We start from the raw sequence: 18030 nt of genomic DNA, 5'->3' as shown, positions 1-18030 counted from the left end.
TATATATATTTGTTGTACATGATGTATAACGTAAAACACTGGCAAATTTATCTAATTTTTCTTTTTGCCATCACATTTATTTCCTGTAGGCAAAGCAACAGGCCAGATGTAAGTAATATACAGGTAAACATTAAAATCGAAAGATTTGATAACGAGCTATTTGCCGGAAAAAACAAAAATGTCATTGAGGTAGATAAACAGCTTGGTGTGAAATATGGTGTGTTTTATGACGATTTTATCCACCGGATTCTGGACAGTAAATACTCAAACACCGAATCGTTGGCCAATTTGTACCGCGACCAGGCTTATACCGATTTAAGCAAAGAGGTTGATAGTGTTTTTCCAAACCTAAAAGTACAGGAAGAAGGATTGACAGAAACTTTTAAATACATTAAATACTATTATCCGAAAGCGAAGATTCCTAAATTTATTTCTTTTGCTTCAGGTTTTGCATACCAAATGCCAGTAGGCGATAACTATTTGGGTATTGGTTTGGATATGTTTTTGGGTAAAGACAGCAAATTTTATAAGGCTATTGTACAAAGTGTGCCCTTATACCTATCGAGAAGATTTACACCTGAATATATTGTGCCCCGTGTGGCCGAAACATACGCCCACGAAGAACTTTTTGCAGAGCCTGATGACAACAGGACCCTGTTGTCTAAAATGATCTTCCAGGGAAAGATTTTATATTTCTTAGATCAGGTTTTACCTGAAAGCTTAAGCGATTCTACCAAAATCGGATATACTCAACAACAATTAGGCTGGGCACAAAATTTCGAAGGAGATATTTGGGCATATTTTTTGGAGAACAATTACCTGTATGAAACCGATTATCAAAAAATCCAGGTATTTTTATCTGAAGGACCTTTTACACCAGGTTTAGGTGAAAATAGAGATTCAGCACCAAAATTGGGTGTATGGATGGGTTGGCAAATTGTAAGAAAATATATGAAAGAACACCCTGATGTTACTTTACAACAATTAATGGCAGATAACGATGCACAGAAAATTTTAAATCAATCGAAGTACAAACCGAAACAACAGAGATAGTTTATCAGTTTGCAGTTTTTAGTTATCAGTTTAAGTCCGCAGGTAAAACAATACAACAATTAAGCAATAAAATCGATCAGTTGAACTTTATAAAGTAATCATCCAAATTAAACCTATGAAAGTTGGCATTGTATTATCAGGTGGAGGCATTAGAGGAATAGCACATTTAGGGGTTTTAAAGGCCTTTAGCAATTTGGGCATAACCTTTAGTCACATTAGCGGAACAAGTGCAGGAGCAATAGCTGGGGCCTTTTTTGCCGCTGGCATAGATCCGGAAGAAGGCTTAAACATTTTTCTTAAAACGAAACTCTGGCGCTTCGTACGCCCTGCAGTGGGTTCTCTGGGTTTAATCAATATCGAAAACACTTCTCTGATTTTAAAGGAATATTTTCCGGCAGATTCAATTGAGAAGCTAAAAATACCTTTAACCATTGCTGCTGTAAATTTTAGCGAAGGCCGATTGGTTTATTTTACAAAAGGACCGCTTATTAGGGCTATCCATGCCTCTAGCTGCATACCTGGTATTTTTAAACCCATTATGATTGATGGCCAGATGTATGTGGATGGCGGCATTTTAAATAATTTTCCGGTTGAACCTTTAATGGATGACTGCGATTTTATTATAGGCTCGTCCTGCAACCACCTTAAGCCAGTTGATAAAATTACCGGTATTACCAATTTAATGGGTCGTGCCGGTATAATGTCTATCAACCACGATATGGAAAGAAAAGCAAAATTCTGTAACGTATTAATCGAACCAAAAGGTTTAGGAGCCATTAGTACATTCGATATGAAACGTGCAGAAGACATTTATTGGCTGGCACACGAAGAAGCCTTGATTACGATTAAAAACAGCCCAACCATTTCTGAATTAATTACAAAATAACAAGTGGCTTCACTTGTGTATTCTCGCTATATGTAATATTTAAACTACAACAAAATAGTTTATATTAAACAAATAAATGAGTGTAAAAAATACACTTATGCAATAAAAATATTACAATTCTCTTGGTGTTGAGATAATATTATTTTACTTTAGGATTATACTTTGCAAATGCAGAGGCAATTAACCTAAATGTCTATCTATGTTTTTCAACCTGATTATTCTTTTTCAAAGAAGAAGAATTCCTGTTTTTACGATCTTCTAACTTGATTTCCAAGTCAAATACAGATCATTAATTTTACCTAAAAAAAACCTAAACATGAAATTCTTAAAATTAAATAAAACCCTATTAACGGCCCTGGCGCTAACTACAGTATTATTCGCATGTAAAAAAGAAAGACCAACTGAAACTGCAGATTTAGAAAAACCAGAAATATCAGCTGTTAATCCGCTTGGCAATATCCAGGTCTGTACAGAAAGATCATTAGATGGAACTACCCCAAGAGGTGCCGTTCTAAAGTCAACTAAATGGACTCCGGGAACTACAATTAAGGTAAGTTTAAATGGAAGCACAGCAGCCATTAGAGCTAAAGTAATTCAATATGCAAAGGCTTGGGAACAATATGCCAACATCAAATTCAATTTTGTAACAAACGATAATACCGCTAAAATCAGGGTAAGTTTTGTAAGTGGGGATGGATCTTGGTCGTACATTGGAAAATCAACGCCTAGCACCGGTGCGACTATGAACTATGGTTGGTTAACTGCAACTACAGCAGATTCTGAATATAGCCGCGTGGTCATACACGAATTCGGTCATGCATTAGGATTAATCCATGAGCACCAACATCCATTAGTGGCTATTCCTTGGGATAAACCTGCTGTTTATGCCTATTATGCTGCAGCGCCAAATTACTGGACCCAGGCTGATGTAGACAATAACTTATTTGCAAAATACAGTACCACACAGACCAATTATAGCGCTTATGATAAATATTCGATCATGCACTATTCGGTTCCAAATGAATTAACCATCGGTGATTTCGAGGTGGGATGGAATACCGTATTATCACCTACTGATAAATCATTTATCGCTTCAGTATATCCATTTTAGAAAATAAATTATTACACATAGTGGTTTTAAATAACCACTATGTGTATTTTGATGTGATAAAATAAAAACAGATATGCTGATCGCTTTGCGGATTTCCTTTGTAAAACCATTTTTAGCCTGCTTAACCTTCCTTTTATTCTGCCAAACTGCATCTGCACAAGATAGTCTCCATAAATGGGAGATAAAGCCTTATGCAGGCGTTCAACAATCAAGATTTGATTGGTCTATTGCAGGTAATGCGGCCGGAACCAGTCCGAATGTATTATCAGAACTAATCTGGAAAAATCTTAAAGGGCCTAGTTTTGGCTTGGACATTAAATACAATATTACTGAGCGGCTTAGCATTAAAGCCACTAACCAATACAGCAGCATAACCAAGGGCGAAGCGGAAGATACCGATTACGCAGAAGATAACCGGCAAAGTGCCTTTTATTTCGATCTGCTCAACGCAGATAAAGGTTATTTATACGATGCCAATTTACAGCTCAGTTACCAACTGCTAAAATTTGGCAATTTTAACATCAATCCAATTGTTGGACTTTCGTATAATCAACAAAAATTCCATCTGTTAGAAAGTGCAAATAACCCTGACAGCAAAGGCTTAAACTCTACGTATGTAGCAAGATATAAGGGATTCGATTTTGGAGCAGAACTTGTTTTTAAAATGCAGAAATTCAGTCTAGCCGCTACAGTTTTAGGCGGTTTTTATACTTATTCGGCGAAAGCAAACTGGAATTTAATACCTGATTTTGCAAAACCCGTAAGCTTTACGCATAAGGCAAATTCCTTTTCGTTAAGTGGCGATATCAATCTGGCTGTACCACTGAACAAAAGTTTACGGGTAGAAGTTGACTATAAAATCAATAACATCAACACTTACTCTGGTGTAGATAAAGCTTATTTTAATAGTCGACCAACAGAGGAAACTCAATTTAATGGCGCCAGCTTTAGAAAAAATGCAGTATTGCTGGGATTAAATTTTAGCTTTTAATTTTTTAAGGCTACGGTACATCGTCCTCGTTTGTAACGAGGATGGAGGAAAATGACGATTTTATCGTCAATAAGAGATTATTGCAACACTTTAGAAATGTGGTTGTCACTAATCTTCGTTATAAACGAGGACTATATTATAGGTTTTTTAAGGCCACCAAGCGCTCCCCTTCTAATACCGGAATGGTTTTGCAAAGATTTAACTGCAAACAGAAAACAACATCTTCTTCTATATTCAACTGCGCCAGGCGATGGCTATGTGATGATTTGTGAAGATATTTCCTCAGATCTGCTTTTGCTAAGGTATACAAATCTTCTGCAGCCACACTAGAGTCATCAAAATGTTGGAAATTCTGACGGAGATTATTTACCACAGCACCAGCAAAAAGGGTATCTTCTAAATTGAACTGATCCTTCCAACCCGCGCAGAGCAAAAGCACATTTTTATCCTGGCTTTTCAAATAGCTGCAAAGCGCATCTAAATTCAGGAAAGATCCAATTACAACCTGATAGGCTCTTTTCTGTGCCAAATGTAAGGCCTTGGTTCCATTGGTAGTAGTTAAAACGACCGTTTTTCCGTTTACTTTTTCATGGGTATAGGAGAATGGCGAGTTACCGAAATCATAGCCTGCAACTACCTCTCCATTTCGTTCTGCTGCCAATAAAAATCCGCTATCGCGATAGTTTAAACAATCTTCTACCTGAGCTACGGGAATAATCGCTTCAGCACCATTATCTATCCCATAGGTAATAGATGAAGTGGCTCTTAAAATGTCGATCACGACCACAATACTCTGCTCGATATCGTATAAGTCGATCAAGGCCGGAGTTAAGCAAACTTCTATTTTTTTTGACATATGTTGAGTATCGAGTACTAGAGTATCAAGTATCAAGACAAATCCATCTCGATACTTGATACTTAATACTTTATCTATTTATAAAAAGGAAACTTAACCACTTTAGCTTTAATTGGCGTATTGCGGATTAAAATAAAAACTTCAGTTCCTTCTTTAGTGAAGTCTTTTGTAATGTAGCCCATACCTATTGCTTTTTGCAAAGAAGGTGCCTGGGTACCAGAAGTTACTTTACCGATAATATTTCCTTCGGCATCGGCAATTTCATAATCATGACGTGGAATACCACGATCTATCATTTCGAAACCAACCAATTTCTTTTGAATACCAGCTTCTTTTTGTGCCAATAATGCCTCCGAATTGGTAAAAGATTTAGAAAATTTAGTAATCCAGCCTAAACCAGCCTCAATAGGCGAGGTCGTATCATCAATATCATTTCCGTATAAACAGAAACCCATTTCTAAACGCAAAGTATCGCGGGCACCTAGGCCAATTGGCTGAATGTTGTATGGTGCACCTGCTTTAAAAATAGCATCCCAAATCTGATCAGCATATTGGTTTTCGAAATAAATTTCGAAACCACCAGCACCAGTATAACCTGTTGCAGAAATAACTACGTTATCAACACCAGCAAAGGTACCTTTAACGAAAGTGTAATACTCCATTGATGCCAAATCAACATCAGTTAATGTTTGTAAAGCATCTGCTGCTTTTGGGCCCTGAATGGCTAAAAGAGAGGTTTGATCTGAAATATTGTGCATTTCTACATCTTTCGAATTGAATTGTTGAATCCAGTTCCAATCTTTTTCAATGTTTGATGCGTTAACCACCAACATATAGGTTTTATCATCTATTTTGTAAACCAAAAGGTCATCTACAATACCACCATCTTTATTTGGCAGGCAGGAATACTGAACTTTTCCATCATATAGTTTGGACGCATCGTTACTGGTTACACGTTGAATAAGATCTAACGCGTTTTCACCCTTAAGAATAAATTCGCCCATGTGGCTTACATCAAAAACACCTACACCGTTACGAACAGTTGCATGTTCGGCATTAATACCTTCGTAAGTAACAGGCATATTATAACCTGCAAATGGAACCATTTTAGCGCCTAAAGCGATGTGTTTTTCTGTTAATGCGGTGTTTTTCATCCGTAAATTTTATTTTTTTTATGATAATGAAGCCAGTATAGCTGATATGCTGTGAATTATGACGGCTTTATTCGTTATTCTTCTTGGGGTGCAAAAGTACTAAGAAAAAGACAAAATTTTGAGGTTAATTTAAGGAGATTTTGGATGATTTTTCTATCCATCCTTCATGCTAAACTTGTTTCAGCATCTATTAAAAGATCTGTCCTCAAATAACACAGCATCAACTAACTTTCATTAAAACTTAACACTAATATCAAATAAATAGTTATAATTTACACACCAATCACTTGGATATAAATAAAAGCATATGAAAAAAATTAATAGTTATTTCACCTGGAAAAACTTTGCAGACAACTTCCAAAACGAAGTAACAGGAGCAAGGGATGTACACACAAATATGTTAAAAAGTGGAGTTAAGGAAAATAGTTATACTAAAATGGATTTTACCTTTATTTCTGACAAAAAGGAAAACCTTATCAATCTAGGTGATTTCATAAAATCGCATTACCCATACACCCTATCAGAAATAAACAGTTATGAAGGCTTATCGGAAATTAGCGGAGAAACTAATGAAATCCCAATTACCTCAGAAAACCTTCTTTACTGGGTAATCGATATGTACAAAAGAGGTTACGAATTCGACGCTAAACTTGATGCTTATGGTGGCTTGTACGACCCTAACGAGCAAAGTTTTCCTGATCTATCAAGCGAAAAAGAAAGCTTTTATTTCGACAAAGCGCTGGTATGTTATGAAAATGGTGATTTAAGCGGTTCGATTATCAATTGGTCGTTAACTTTAAATATAAACCCGAGGAAAGTTGATTCTCTTTACTCAAGAGCAATTGTAAAAAATGAATTATATAGATGGAAAGCTGCACTAGGAGATTACAATAGTGCAATCACAATAGCTCCAGATTTTACAGCCGCACTGCTTAATAGAGGAGGATTAAAGGATGAAAATGGAGATTATCAAGGTGCTATTGCTGATTATGAAAAAATCCTCTCTTTTGATCATACAGATTCAGAAGATAAACAAAGCGCTTATTATAATCTCGGTAACACAATGCTTAACTTAAAAAATAAAGAGCTTGCTTGCCATAACTGGAATAAAGCACTAGAATTTGGCGCAGATTATGCTAAAGATAAAATAAACAAACATTGTGTTTAAGCCGAAGACTCTTAGCGATGAAAAGCAAAATCATATTTTTTATTTCCTTTACTGGAATCTCTATTATTTTTAGATTTTTCTGTGGTGTTTATGTTCACGATGAGTTTGGGGATAAAGAGTTGTTCATCAAACATCGCCCTATATGGAAATGGAAATTTTATTCTCCGATCGGTATGTCTGATATGAACTTTGAAGATTTATCCGCTGAAGAGAAAATTGAACAAAAATATTTTAATGAATTTGTAAGAGAAAGGGGTCTGAGCCGATAAGTTCACGACCTATTATACACGCACCAATTCTTCGTAAATCTTCAGCATTTTACTGGAGATTAAATGAACACCATGGTCGTTTTCTACTGTTTTGCGGGCGTTCTCTCCTATCTCTACCCATCTTTTAGGGTTAATGATACACTGTAAAATCGATCGGTAAAATTCATCTGCAGAATCGGCAATTAAAATATCGTGCCCATGCCTGCAGTTAATTCCTTCTGCGGCAGTAGTGGTGGCAATAATGCATTTTTTCATAGCCATGCCTTCAATAATCTTTACCCTCATCCCTGTGCCAGAAATTAAAGGAACAATCATAATTGCTTTGGAATTCATAAACTCTACCGCATCGAAAACTTCTCCTTCTACAATCAGATTTTCTGAGTCGTATTCGAAGAAATGTTTCTGCATGTTTTTTCCTGCGATATAAAAACGAAGGTCTTTATTTAATTTTTCAATATCGGGCCAAATATCATCCAAAAACCATTCTAGTCCTTCCTGATTTGGACGCCAATCCATTGCACCCAAATGAAAAAGTGTAGGAAAACTGGTTTTACTTTTATCTACTTTATATTTTTCTAAATCGATGGCAACGGGAAAAACCGACATTGGAATTTCGCAGCCGAACATTAATATACTTTGGCGGTCGGGCTCCGAAATGGCAAAAATATGGTGGAAACGGTTAATCTGATCGGTTTCATACGCTTTAAGCCGCTGAGCCAAAAAAGCCAGGTATTTACGCCTGATTAAAAACTTTTCTGAATGAGAAAGACGTTCCCAAAGGGTAAATTCGATATTGTGTGCCCTATAAATGAGCTTTGCATTGCTATTTGCCTTAACCACATCCAGATAAGGAACAACAAAAAGCCCCTCAAACTGAATAATATCGAACACATTTTCTCGTAGGAGATTTTCTAACTGCCGGGCAGCATCTTCGCTATAGTACCTGGAAACATTGTACGATTCGTTAGTGAAAATATTAAAAAAAGCCGACCATACATTTACATCGGTATCTAAATCGTAGGTATGATATTTAATCTGTTCAAAAATAGGATCGTAGATATCCTCGATATCAATCCGTCCTTTTGTGGGGTTGAGGCTAAACAAAGTAATATCTGCGCCAAGCTGCAGCAAACCTTTTATGGTATTATAAACCACGATAGGATAACCACTATTTGGCGGAAAGGGAACCCGCTTAGTAATCAACAGAATTTTCACAATGTTGTGAAAATACGAAATTTTAGGCGTTTTTTGAAAACAGTTCTAACTGAGGGTCGCTCACATTAAAAGTTCTGCGGTGAAAAGGCGATAAGCCGATTTCTATTACAGCCTTACGGTGTGCAATAGTTGGGTATCCTTTATTCTGTTGCCAATTGTAATGCGGAAAATCGACGTGCAGATTGGTCATATATTCATCACGGTGGGTTTTCGCCAATATAGAAGCGGCGGCGATATTTAAATACTTACCATCGCCCTTAACAATGCAGCTGTGTGGAATTTGCGGATAGGTTTTGAATCGGTTGCCATCAATTACCAGGTATTGTGGTTGAGTATGTAATTTTTCAATCGCCCTGTGCATGGCTAAAAAAGAAGCATTTAAAATGTTAATGCGGTCGATTTCTTCATGATCACAAGAAGCTACTGCCCAGGCTAAAGCTTTCTGTTCTATTATGGGTCTCAGAGAGGCTCTTTGCTCATGCGATAACTGCTTAGAGTCATTTAATCCTTCTAACACAAAACCTTTTGGTAATATTACCGCCGCTGCAAAAACAGGACCAGCGAGGCAACCTCTTCCAGCTTCATCACATCCGGCCTCTAATAATTCTTCCTGATAGCAGTTTAACAACATGTTACAAATCTACTGAATTAGAGATACTAAGGAAATTATTTTGTTCAACATCTTTTAAACATTAATTTTAAACCACAATATAACCTCGCTGATCTAAGCTAATGAAATATAACGAAACCTTAGCCCTTCGTGTAGCCGAACGTTTAATGCATCTACAAGATGTAGAGGAAAAAGAAATGTTTAGCGGACTTATTTTTATGGTAAACGGCAAAATGTGTATTGGTGTTTCTAAGAACAGCATGATGGTGAGACTCGACCCGAATACTTTAGAAAATTTATCAGATAAAGATGGCTGGCAGCAGATGGTGATGGGCGGTAGACCAATGAAGGGCTACATTTCGGTATCAGAAGATGTTTTGGGCCGGAATGATGAGCTTGATTTCTGGGTTAACCTCGCGCTGGCCTTCAATCCTTTTGCCAAAGCATCTAAAAAGAAATAATCAAATATACAATCTATTGTCCTATCGCCCCGTCTTCAAACACTAGCAAGAGCCATATTTTTTGATTAATTTTGTGTTTCTAATCAAATTTTATGAAAAAACTTGCTGCAATGGCAGTACTTCTGTCATGTATTTCAATTACCGTTTTTGCGCAGGTTAAAAGAACGGCTACACCAACAAGTCCAATTAAAGAAACTGCTCCGGCACAACTAAAAACTGCAAGTCCTCAGGGGCATTATTGTGATTACTGTAAACTCAATTACCCCGAATCGCATTTCCCTTGCATTATGAAATCCATTAAAGGCAAACTGGATGTAACCACAGGCGAAGTAAGTTTTTTGGCCGGGCAACCTATTGGCGGAATTGTGGTACAATGCGGCAAAAACCCTGGAGATAACACGGTTACACTAGTGACCAACCAAAATGGCGAAATAGAATTTAACAATGCCAGCGCAGGGAATTATAAATTTATCATTTTAGTACCTTCCACTAACCCAAAATCGCGGGTAGCGGGCACGCCAATCGGGGGGATAATTGTAAAAGGCGGTAAAAATCTTGGTGGAAGTTTAATTACTTTAATTACGAACGAAATCGGAGAAATCGAACTCAATAACCTCCCTGTGGGCACCTATAAATTCACCGCAATGGGGGCTTCTGCAACGGAGAAAAGTAATCCTTTATACAAATCGAGTTATTCGGAAAAAGTAAATCCATTATATAAAAACTAAAATCGTTAAATTTACGCTGCCTTCCATTTTTGGCACTATTATGGAATCTTTCAAGTCTGTGCATCTTTAAATTGTTACACATTTAAAACACACATTATGAAATGTTTAAATTTAATATTGAGCCTTGCCTTTCTTTTGCTCGGTTTTCAATCTTTTGCCCAAACCAATAAAGAAACTACAGTAAAAATTGTAGCGGATAAAAATTATACTTTTGTTGCCAATACCGCCATGCCGATGTCGAACAACGATATCAGTAGAGTATTAGCAATGATGCCAGGCAGTCAAGGTGGTGGTTCTATAAACCTGACGGGTTCGCAGTACGATGTTAAGGTTACCAAAGACAGTATTGTTGCTTACCTACCTTATTATGGAAGATCGTTCTCTGCTCCGATGGATCCTACTCAAGGCGGCATTAAATTTACCTCTAAAGACTTTACCTACACAGAATCGAAGAATAAAAAAGGATCGTACACCATCCAGATCAATACAAAGGATGTGAAAAGAGAAAATTATCGGTTTACCATTAACATCTCAACTAATGGATATGCCTCATTAACAGCGAGCAGCATGAATAAACAACCTATTATTTTTAACGGTTATTTAGACGAGCCGAAGAAAAAGGATTAGAAGTTTGTCATCCTGAGCCTGTCGAAGGGCCTATCTAAATTAATATTAAGGCATTTCGACAAGCTCAATGTGACATATCGATAAATTAAACTACTTTTTAACCAATTCGATCTGAAAAATATGTGGCCACTTTTTACCGGCTACAAAAAGTCTTTTGGTTGCTTTATCGTAAGCGATACCGTTTAGCACATTATTGGCCTTTGCATCTTCAGTTTTAAAGTAATCGGTTGGCAACAAGCCTGATAAATCGATCTTGCTTTCTACAGCACCGGTTGCTGGGTTAATAATCAGGATATCATTGGTGGTGTAAACATTTGCATAAATTTTACCGTCGATGATTTCCAGTTCGTTTAGATTTTGAATGGGCCCTTTATTATCAAAAACATCAATCGAACCGGTTTTTTGATAAGTATCTTTATTTAAGAAAAAGATGGTGTTCGAACCATCGGTATTCAATACTTTCTCACCATCAAAAGCCAGGCCCCAGCCTTCCCTGCCAATAGTGTACGAAAATTCAGCTAGTTTTTTAAAGGTAGCTTTATCATATACAAAGCCAACTTTTTCGCGGTAAGTTAACTGAATAATTTTGTTTCCGATTACGGTTATGCCTTCACCAAAATACTGTTTATCTAAATCCGCTTTCTGGAGGATTTTCCCTGTAGAAGGATCCACTTTACGTAAACTGGAATGACCATAATCGCCAGCACTTTCGTAGAAAAAGCCATCATGATATTCTAAGCCCTCCACATACGAAGAGGTGTCGTGAGGCAAGGTTTTGATCACTTTATAGGTATATTCCGTTGGCGCCTGAGCTGCTAAAACATTAATGTTCGAGGTTAAATCTTCAGATTTTCCGGCACCAAATATCTTAGCTGTTACCAAATGGTTACCCAATTTTAAACCTTCAGTTTTAAGTTTAATGGCCGAAGTGTCGGTTTTTGAAACGACTTTAATCGTATCAATTAAGTAAACTACAGAATCTACTTTTTGCTCAGCGCCAAACTGCACTTTAACCTCAAATTCATTTCCTGACGGCACATTAAGACCTGTCAATGGAGAAAGAAAACTACGGTAAGTTGTGGTAGAACTGTCTTTACACGAACTTACGAATGCAAGCGCGATTCCGATAAATATAAAACTTTTGATGGGGTTAATCTTCAGGCCAAAACGCATCTTCAATATGGTTTAAATTATAATTTTTATTTTTTGTAAATGTAATTGCAATAATATCAAAACGGATATCATTTTGATGGTTCATTAATTCAATATAGGCATTAGCGGCCAATTCCATTTGTATTTGCTTGGCTTTGTGTACAAATTCTTCCGGCCCGCCAAAAGCAACCGAGCTCCGGGATTTAACTTCGACAAAAATCATGATCCCGTTTTTATAAACGATTAGATCTACCTCGGCTTTACCATGTGTCCAGTTTTCATCTAAAATCTCGTATCCCTTATCTTCCAGATACCGTTTGGCAATACTTTCTCCTTCTTTACCTAAATCATTGTGAAGTGCCATCCCTAATAATTATTGAATGAATGAATTTTATAGTTTCTTTATCTAGGACGATCGTCATGATTGAAAAGCCGTCATTTCGAGCGGAGTGCAACGCAGTCGAGAAATCTGTCTTTGTAGATCTCTCTCCCGACTTAATGTCGGGACTACACTTCAGTCGAGACGACGACATCTCTACAAGGCTCCTGGCATTTGTAATTTATTTAACAATAACAGAACCCAGGAACTTAGAAATCTCTCGTTCAACCCCTTTAATTACCCCATAACGCTGCATTAAAATCATTTGGTTATCTTCGTTCTTCTCCTCTTTAATTTCTTTCAACAGGTTCATCAATATTTTTTCGACTTTACGTTTTTTAAGGTGAAAAATACCGCCTAAAATAGTGGCTTTTAAATTCATCGATTCATCTTTAACATAGATAAGATGTTTATTTAACCAGTTCTCACTTAATGCATATTCTGAGGTTGAAAGTGTAATGGCCAGATCGGCAATATCCCTATCCTCATGTTTAACAAAGTGGTTCGATGTGGGTAATCTGCCATTGTCGATTTCTGATTTATAATAATCGATAATTCTTTTGCAAAGTGGATCATCAAATTCTACATCGCTCAGGTTTTGCATGATGAATGAACCGATGTACATATCATCAATTTTATCCCAGTTTACAAATTCGTGCCCGAAAGCCAGTAATAAGCGCACAATTTCTTTTTCCTGATGCTCATTCTCTTCTACGGGTTGTTCGTAACCCATTGGGCCTGCACTGTCATCCCATAAATCATCTGGTGGGCCAAGCGGCTCTGGAGGACCGGAAGAATAGGGTTTTGGACTTGATGATGGATTGGCCCGCTGGTTATTATCAAAGCTTTTTTTAAGCTTTGTCGAGCGCATTTTATTTAACTCACTCAGTAAAATATGCTCATCTATTTCGAGTAAACTACTACATTCCCGGATAAAAACAGATGCTTTGATCGGGTCAGGGATTTTGGCAATACTCTCCACAATATCGCGGATAATGCCTGCTCTTTTAATCGGATCATTACCCGCATCTTTAAGCAGCACATTCGCTTTGTACAAAATAAAGTCTTTCCTATTCTCCTCAAGATAGGTTTTAAAAGCACCTGCGCCAACATGGTGCATATAAGAATCGGGATCATGACCATCGGGAAATGAAACGATTTTCACATTCAGGCCCTCTTCCAAAATCATATCCAAACCACGGAGTGAGGCTTTAATACCCGCAGCATCGCCATCAAATAAAATGGTAATATTCTGGGTAAATCGTCCGATCAGTTTAATCTGTTCTACCGTTAACGAAGTACCTGATGAGGCCACTACGTTTTCTATTCCAGCCTGATGTACCGAAAGTACATCTGCATAACCTTCCGCCAGGTAACAGTTATCTAAATCGCGAATCGCTTTTTTAGCATGAAATAAACCATAAAGCACATTCGACTTGTGGTAAATCTCACTTTCCGGTGAGTTTACATATTTCGGAACGTTTTTATCCGTTTTTAGCGTTCTGCCACCAAAACCGATAATCCGGCCTGTAAAATTATGGATCGGAAACATTACCCGGCCGCGAAAGCGATCGTAAATTTTGCCGTTATCGTTTTTGATCGATAATCCGGTGGCTTCTAAAAACTCTAATCTATGTCCGGCGTTGATTGCGCTTTGTGTCATCGCATCCCAAACGTCGGGAGAATAACCCACCTCGAATTTCTTCAGGATATCTTCTCTAAAGCCGCGCTCTTTAAAATAGCTCAGGCCGATCCCCTTACCCTCATCCGTCTCCCAAAGTTGTTTTACAAAAAATGCAGCAGCGTACTGCGAAACTACGTAAAGACTTTCTTTGGCACTTAGCGCTTCGGCATCCTGAGGGCTTAGTTCGGCTTCCTCAACCTCTATATTATATTTATTGGCTAAAAATTTAAGTGCCTCCGGATATGAATATTTTTCATGATCCATAATAAAGCGCACTGAATCGCCTCCTTTACCGCAACCAAAACATTTGTAAATACCTTTAGTTACTGATACGTGAAAGGAAGGGGTTTTTTCGCCATGGAAAGGGCAATTACCAATTAAACTGGTTCCGCGTTTTTTTAAGTGCACAAAATCCCCAACTACCTCCTCAATGCGGGCGGTATCCATTATCTTATCTATCGTTTCGCGGTTTATCATATATTGTTATTGTCGTCATTGCGAGGAGGCACGACGAAGCAATCTTTTTTGCTTTTATTTATTTTCAATTTGTTATCGTCAATTAGGAAAGATTGCTTCACTCTACTTCACAATCCCCTTCTTCGGTTAGTAATGACGTGCCAGAGATCGTCATTGCGAGGAGGCACGACGAAGCAATCTTTCATGCCATACTGTATTCAATTCTATCACGCCAAAACAAGAAAGATTGCTTCACTCCACCACACAATCCCCTTCTTCAGTTCGCAATGACGTAACCGACATTTACCATTCTTTCACTATCTTCCATAAATCCTTCCACTCGGGGTTCATGGATTCTATTAATTTTATCTTTTTTTTACGGCTTCCACCCTTAATCCTCTTTTCTTCTGCAATTGCTTCCTCTATCGAATCATAAGAACAAAAATAAACAAGTTTGTCCATGTTATATTTAGCCGAAAAAGATTTCGGATATTCCTTGTCTCTATGCTCTTTTATCCTAAACATTAAATCTGAAGTAACTCCGACATATAATGTAGTATGAGTAAAATTAGTAATAATGTAAACTGTCCCTCCTCTTTCCATTATTCTATTTCCAAATTCATTACTTATTAAGAAAGATTGCTTCACTCCCTCTCATAGCCCTTTCCTTCGGTTCGCAATGACGATCTCTGGTACCTCATTGCGAGGAGGCACGACAAATCAATCTTTTATGCTATTTATTTTCAATCTGTTATCGCTACGCAGAAAAGATTGCTTCACTCCACCACGCAATCCCTTACTTCAGTTCGCAATGACGAATATGTTCTACTTCACCAAAGGCAATAACTGATCAGCAACCAATTTATTACCTGTTTCATTTAAGTGTACCCTATCAACGGTTAAAATTCCTTTTTCTTTATCTTCCGGATTGTTTTTCGCTTCGTATTCGGCAAAAATTTTCCTTAAATCGCATACAGGGAGATTATTTTTCGCTGCTAATGTTCTAATCCCTTCAGCATATTTATTCAAATCGGCATCTAGCTCATTCGTACCATCTTTTTTCTCACCAACAACTGATGGAGTAACCAATACCACTTTGCTACCTACACCCTGAATTTTATTGATCAAAGCCTGATAAAACTTTAAATATTTGTCATAATCGGTTCCGGTATGAGAAGATTGTTTATGCCAAACATCATTAATACCGACATAAATCACCACTAAATCGGGTTTCTTGTTGAGCACATCATCTTCTAAACGCAGGTATAAATCGTAAACCTTGTTGCCGCCAACTCCGGCCCCAATTACATCATATTTAGTAGAATCAAGCGATTTTTTGATCAGGGTTACATATCCGTTTTTAGAAACACCCTGTTGGGTAATCGAGTCGCCAAAGAAGATAATCCGTTTTGGTTTAAATGTCATTGATGTTAATGCAAGTAAGCAAAAGCTTAGTAAAATACTCGTTTTAAATAATGTTTTCATTGTATAATTGGTTAGGTTATTTTTTATCGGTCTTTTTAAAATCCAGGTCCTGAAAATCGAAACTAAAATCGGTTAGCGGCGAAATCGCTTCTATTTTAAAACCATCGGCCAAAGCATTGTTATCTAAACTAAAATTAACAAAAGCATCGGCATCTAAACTTCTATCATACCATTTTACAATAAAGGTATTTCCTTTGTAATAAGTCATGTCGCCTTTCAATTTTGGAGCGTTTTTGGCCTGAAAATGCATCTTGCCGTTCACTTCACTAATGGTCACATCGCCAAACCATGAATCGTGGAAAGTGCCATAATAATGTTTAGCATCTGGCTTTGTGGCCGACAGTTTTTGCTGAGCCGCAATATCGTTCCAAACTTTGCTCACCATTTCATCGGCCTGTTTTTCGTTTCTGAGCCTGTTATCATTGTAGGTTTTAATCCTGTCCTGTCCTTTAACACCAAGATAACCATCTTTAATCGAATTGGTGATCGAATTAAAAGCAGCACCAGACTGCTGGTTGGTTAATACGATAATCCCTAACTTCATTTCTGGGAGAATAGTTACCTGTGTTACAATCCCTGACAAGCCGCCTGTGTGTGTTGCCTGAAAATTGCCGTTTACATTACTCAAAAACCAACCTAGGCCATAACTACTGAAAGCTGCCGGATTACCACCTGCAATAATGGTCTGCGGGGTCCAAAGTTCTCTTGCTACAGCAGGGCTGAATAATTTCTTGTCCAATGCCTCACCGTATTTCCCACCATTAATCATCGCCATTACCCATTTGCTCATATCGGTGATGTTCGAATAAATTCCACCGGCGGCATTTGCGATCTCTCCGAAGCTTAGTCCTACGGGAAGCAGTTTACCTTCATAAGGGGCATGGCCGTCAATTACATTCGATTTGTCTTTTAAGCGGTACCAGGAAGCTGCCGTTTTGGTCATGCCCAACGGTTTAATGATCCTGCTTTCAATAAAATCTTCATAGGTAATACCCGAAACCCTTGCTACCACATCGCCAGCAACAATATACATCAGGTTATCGTAATCGTATTTGGTACGAAAAGAGGAAACCGGCTTTAAATAGCGGAGGTTGTGGATCAATTGCTTTTTATTTACTGTTGAAGAATCTGGCCAGATCATTAAATCGCCAGCCCCTAAACCTAAACCACTGCGATGTGTAAGCAGATCGCGTATGGTAAATTCGCTGGTTACATAGGCATCGTACATTTTGAACTCGGGAATTACATCGGTAACTTTAGTATCCCAGGTGATTTTCTTTTCATCAACCAGCATACCCAAAGCGGCCGCGGTAAAAGCCTTTGTATTTGATGCCACGCCAAAAAGCGTATACTCATCAACCTTTTTATTGGTTTTGATAGAACTTACGCCATAACCTTTTAAATGGATTATTTTACCATCTTTAATTACAGAAACTGCAATTCCGGGAACATTAAAGGTGGTGAGTGTTTTTTCTACAACACTATCGATCTGTTTTGAAGTGAGCACCTGTGCATGCACATGAATGCCAAAAAACAATGATAAAGCAAATGATATTTTAAATTTCAATGAAGAAAAGAGTTGCATATTTATCGGTTTAAATAATCGTTTAAAGATAATAACCAGAGTTCGATTAATATTTATTCTCAATGATTAATTTTCATCTCCTCATCTCAACTCGATCGTCATGCTGTCCCGGACAGGGTAACGACTCTCTAGATATTAAAGGCACCTTAAAACGCGTATT

Annotated in this window: 19 protein-coding genes; 9 read left to right on the top strand and 10 right to left on the bottom strand. The window is 37.6% G+C overall.

The features are described from left to right. Positions 1-18 precede the first annotated feature (18 nt). The 4 genes from gldB (at position 19) to AC1RJ8_RS04095 (ending at position 4041) form a co-directional block, all read left to right on the top strand. Positions 19-1053 (top strand): gliding motility lipoprotein GldB, encoded by a 1035-nt coding sequence (gene gldB, locus AC1RJ8_RS04110; protein ID WP_492952640.1) that lies wholly within the window; start codon positions 19-21, stop codon positions 1051-1053. Positions 1054-1168: 115 nt separating this feature from the next. Continuing rightward, complete coding sequence (locus tag AC1RJ8_RS04105) at positions 1169-1939, top strand: patatin-like phospholipase family protein (protein WP_492952639.1); 771 nt, start codon at positions 1169-1171, stop codon at positions 1937-1939. A gap of 316 nt (positions 1940-2255) precedes the next feature. Then, positions 2256-3050, top strand: coding sequence for a M12 family metallopeptidase (locus AC1RJ8_RS04100; protein ID WP_492952638.1), 795 nt, complete (start codon positions 2256-2258; stop codon positions 3048-3050). Between the two features lie 73 nt (positions 3051-3123). Further along, on the top strand, positions 3124-4041 hold the full coding sequence (locus AC1RJ8_RS04095) for a hypothetical protein (RefSeq protein ID WP_492952637.1): 918 nt from the start codon (positions 3124-3126) through the stop codon (positions 4039-4041). A gap of 136 nt (positions 4042-4177) precedes the next feature. Here the strand turns inward: AC1RJ8_RS04095 and AC1RJ8_RS04090 are convergent, their stop codons facing one another. Continuing rightward, entirely contained in the window at positions 4178-4897 is a 720-nt protein-coding gene (locus AC1RJ8_RS04090) for a 2-phosphosulfolactate phosphatase (protein ID WP_492952636.1), read from the bottom strand. 74 nt (positions 4898-4971) lie between these two features. Then, positions 4972-6051 (bottom strand): glycine cleavage system aminomethyltransferase GcvT, encoded by a 1080-nt coding sequence (gene gcvT, locus AC1RJ8_RS04085; protein WP_492952635.1) that lies wholly within the window; start codon positions 6049-6051, stop codon positions 4972-4974. Between the two features lie 307 nt (positions 6052-6358). Between gcvT and AC1RJ8_RS04080 the strand changes: the two genes are divergently transcribed. Both AC1RJ8_RS04080 and AC1RJ8_RS04075 read left to right on the top strand, forming a co-directional pair. Continuing rightward, positions 6359-7219: a tetratricopeptide repeat protein gene (locus AC1RJ8_RS04080; protein ID WP_492952634.1), complete on the top strand. Its 861-nt coding sequence runs from the start codon at positions 6359-6361 to the stop codon at positions 7217-7219. A 17-nt stretch (positions 7220-7236) separates the two neighbouring features. Further along, positions 7237-7488: a hypothetical protein gene (locus AC1RJ8_RS04075; protein WP_492952633.1), complete on the top strand. Its 252-nt coding sequence runs from the start codon at positions 7237-7239 to the stop codon at positions 7486-7488. A gap of 12 nt (positions 7489-7500) precedes the next feature. On the opposite strand, the gene AC1RJ8_RS04070 is transcribed toward AC1RJ8_RS04075, so the two are convergent. Both AC1RJ8_RS04070 and rnhB read right to left on the bottom strand, forming a co-directional pair. Further along, a complete protein-coding gene (locus tag AC1RJ8_RS04070; RefSeq protein WP_492952632.1) occupies positions 7501-8703 on the bottom strand; it encodes a glycosyltransferase family 4 protein in 1203 nt (400 codons plus the stop codon). Positions 8704-8725: 22 nt separating this feature from the next. Beyond that, positions 8726-9334: a ribonuclease HII gene (gene rnhB, locus AC1RJ8_RS04065; RefSeq protein WP_492952631.1), complete on the bottom strand. Its 609-nt coding sequence runs from the start codon at positions 9332-9334 to the stop codon at positions 8726-8728. A 101-nt stretch (positions 9335-9435) separates the two neighbouring features. Between rnhB and AC1RJ8_RS04060 the strand changes: the two genes are divergently transcribed. The 3 genes from AC1RJ8_RS04060 to AC1RJ8_RS04050 all read left to right on the top strand — a co-directional run bounded on the left by AC1RJ8_RS04060 (position 9436) and on the right by AC1RJ8_RS04050 (position 11129). After that, positions 9436-9774 carry a TfoX/Sxy family protein gene (locus AC1RJ8_RS04060; protein WP_492952630.1) on the top strand — a complete coding sequence of 113 codons (339 nt, stop codon included), beginning with the start codon at positions 9436-9438 and terminating at the stop codon, positions 9772-9774. A gap of 92 nt (positions 9775-9866) precedes the next feature. Beyond that, complete coding sequence (locus AC1RJ8_RS04055) at positions 9867-10502, top strand: hypothetical protein (RefSeq protein WP_492952629.1); 636 nt, start codon at positions 9867-9869, stop codon at positions 10500-10502. Between the two features lie 96 nt (positions 10503-10598). Continuing rightward, positions 10599-11129, top strand: a complete 531-nt coding sequence (locus AC1RJ8_RS04050; RefSeq protein WP_492952628.1) for a DUF4251 domain-containing protein — start codon at positions 10599-10601, stop codon at positions 11127-11129. Between the two features lie 90 nt (positions 11130-11219). On the opposite strand, the gene AC1RJ8_RS04045 is transcribed toward AC1RJ8_RS04050, so the two are convergent. The 6 genes from AC1RJ8_RS04045 to AC1RJ8_RS04020 form a co-directional block, all read right to left on the bottom strand. Next, positions 11220-12302 (bottom strand): glutaminyl-peptide cyclotransferase, encoded by a 1083-nt coding sequence (locus tag AC1RJ8_RS04045; RefSeq protein ID WP_492952627.1) that lies wholly within the window; start codon positions 12300-12302, stop codon positions 11220-11222. After that, the gene (locus AC1RJ8_RS04040; protein WP_492952626.1) at positions 12280-12645 is read right to left on the bottom strand and encodes a YraN family protein; all 366 of its coding nucleotides are present in this window, start codon (positions 12643-12645) and stop codon (positions 12280-12282) included. The genes AC1RJ8_RS04045 and AC1RJ8_RS04040 overlap by 23 nt, the downstream gene beginning before the upstream one ends. Positions 12646-12841: 196 nt before the next feature. Beyond that, positions 12842-14821 carry a DNA primase gene (dnaG, locus tag AC1RJ8_RS04035; protein ID WP_492952625.1) on the bottom strand — a complete coding sequence of 660 codons (1980 nt, stop codon included), beginning with the start codon at positions 14819-14821 and terminating at the stop codon, positions 12842-12844. 282 nt (positions 14822-15103) lie between these two features. Next, complete coding sequence (locus AC1RJ8_RS04030) at positions 15104-15403, bottom strand: GIY-YIG nuclease family protein (protein WP_492952624.1); 300 nt, start codon at positions 15401-15403, stop codon at positions 15104-15106. Between the two features lie 222 nt (positions 15404-15625). Further along, positions 15626-16285: an SGNH/GDSL hydrolase family protein gene (locus tag AC1RJ8_RS04025; protein WP_492952623.1), complete on the bottom strand. Its 660-nt coding sequence runs from the start codon at positions 16283-16285 to the stop codon at positions 15626-15628. Positions 16286-16301: 16 nt separating this feature from the next. Continuing rightward, a complete protein-coding gene (locus AC1RJ8_RS04020) occupies positions 16302-17870 on the bottom strand; it encodes a serine hydrolase (RefSeq protein ID WP_492952622.1) in 1569 nt (522 codons plus the stop codon). Positions 17871-18030: the final 160 nt, after the last annotated feature.

The organism is Pedobacter sp. GW822-FHT03F06, from assembly GCF_058801365.1.
The sequence above is the reverse complement of the archived record's forward strand: the minus strand, read 5'-3'. Positions and strand labels throughout refer to the sequence as shown.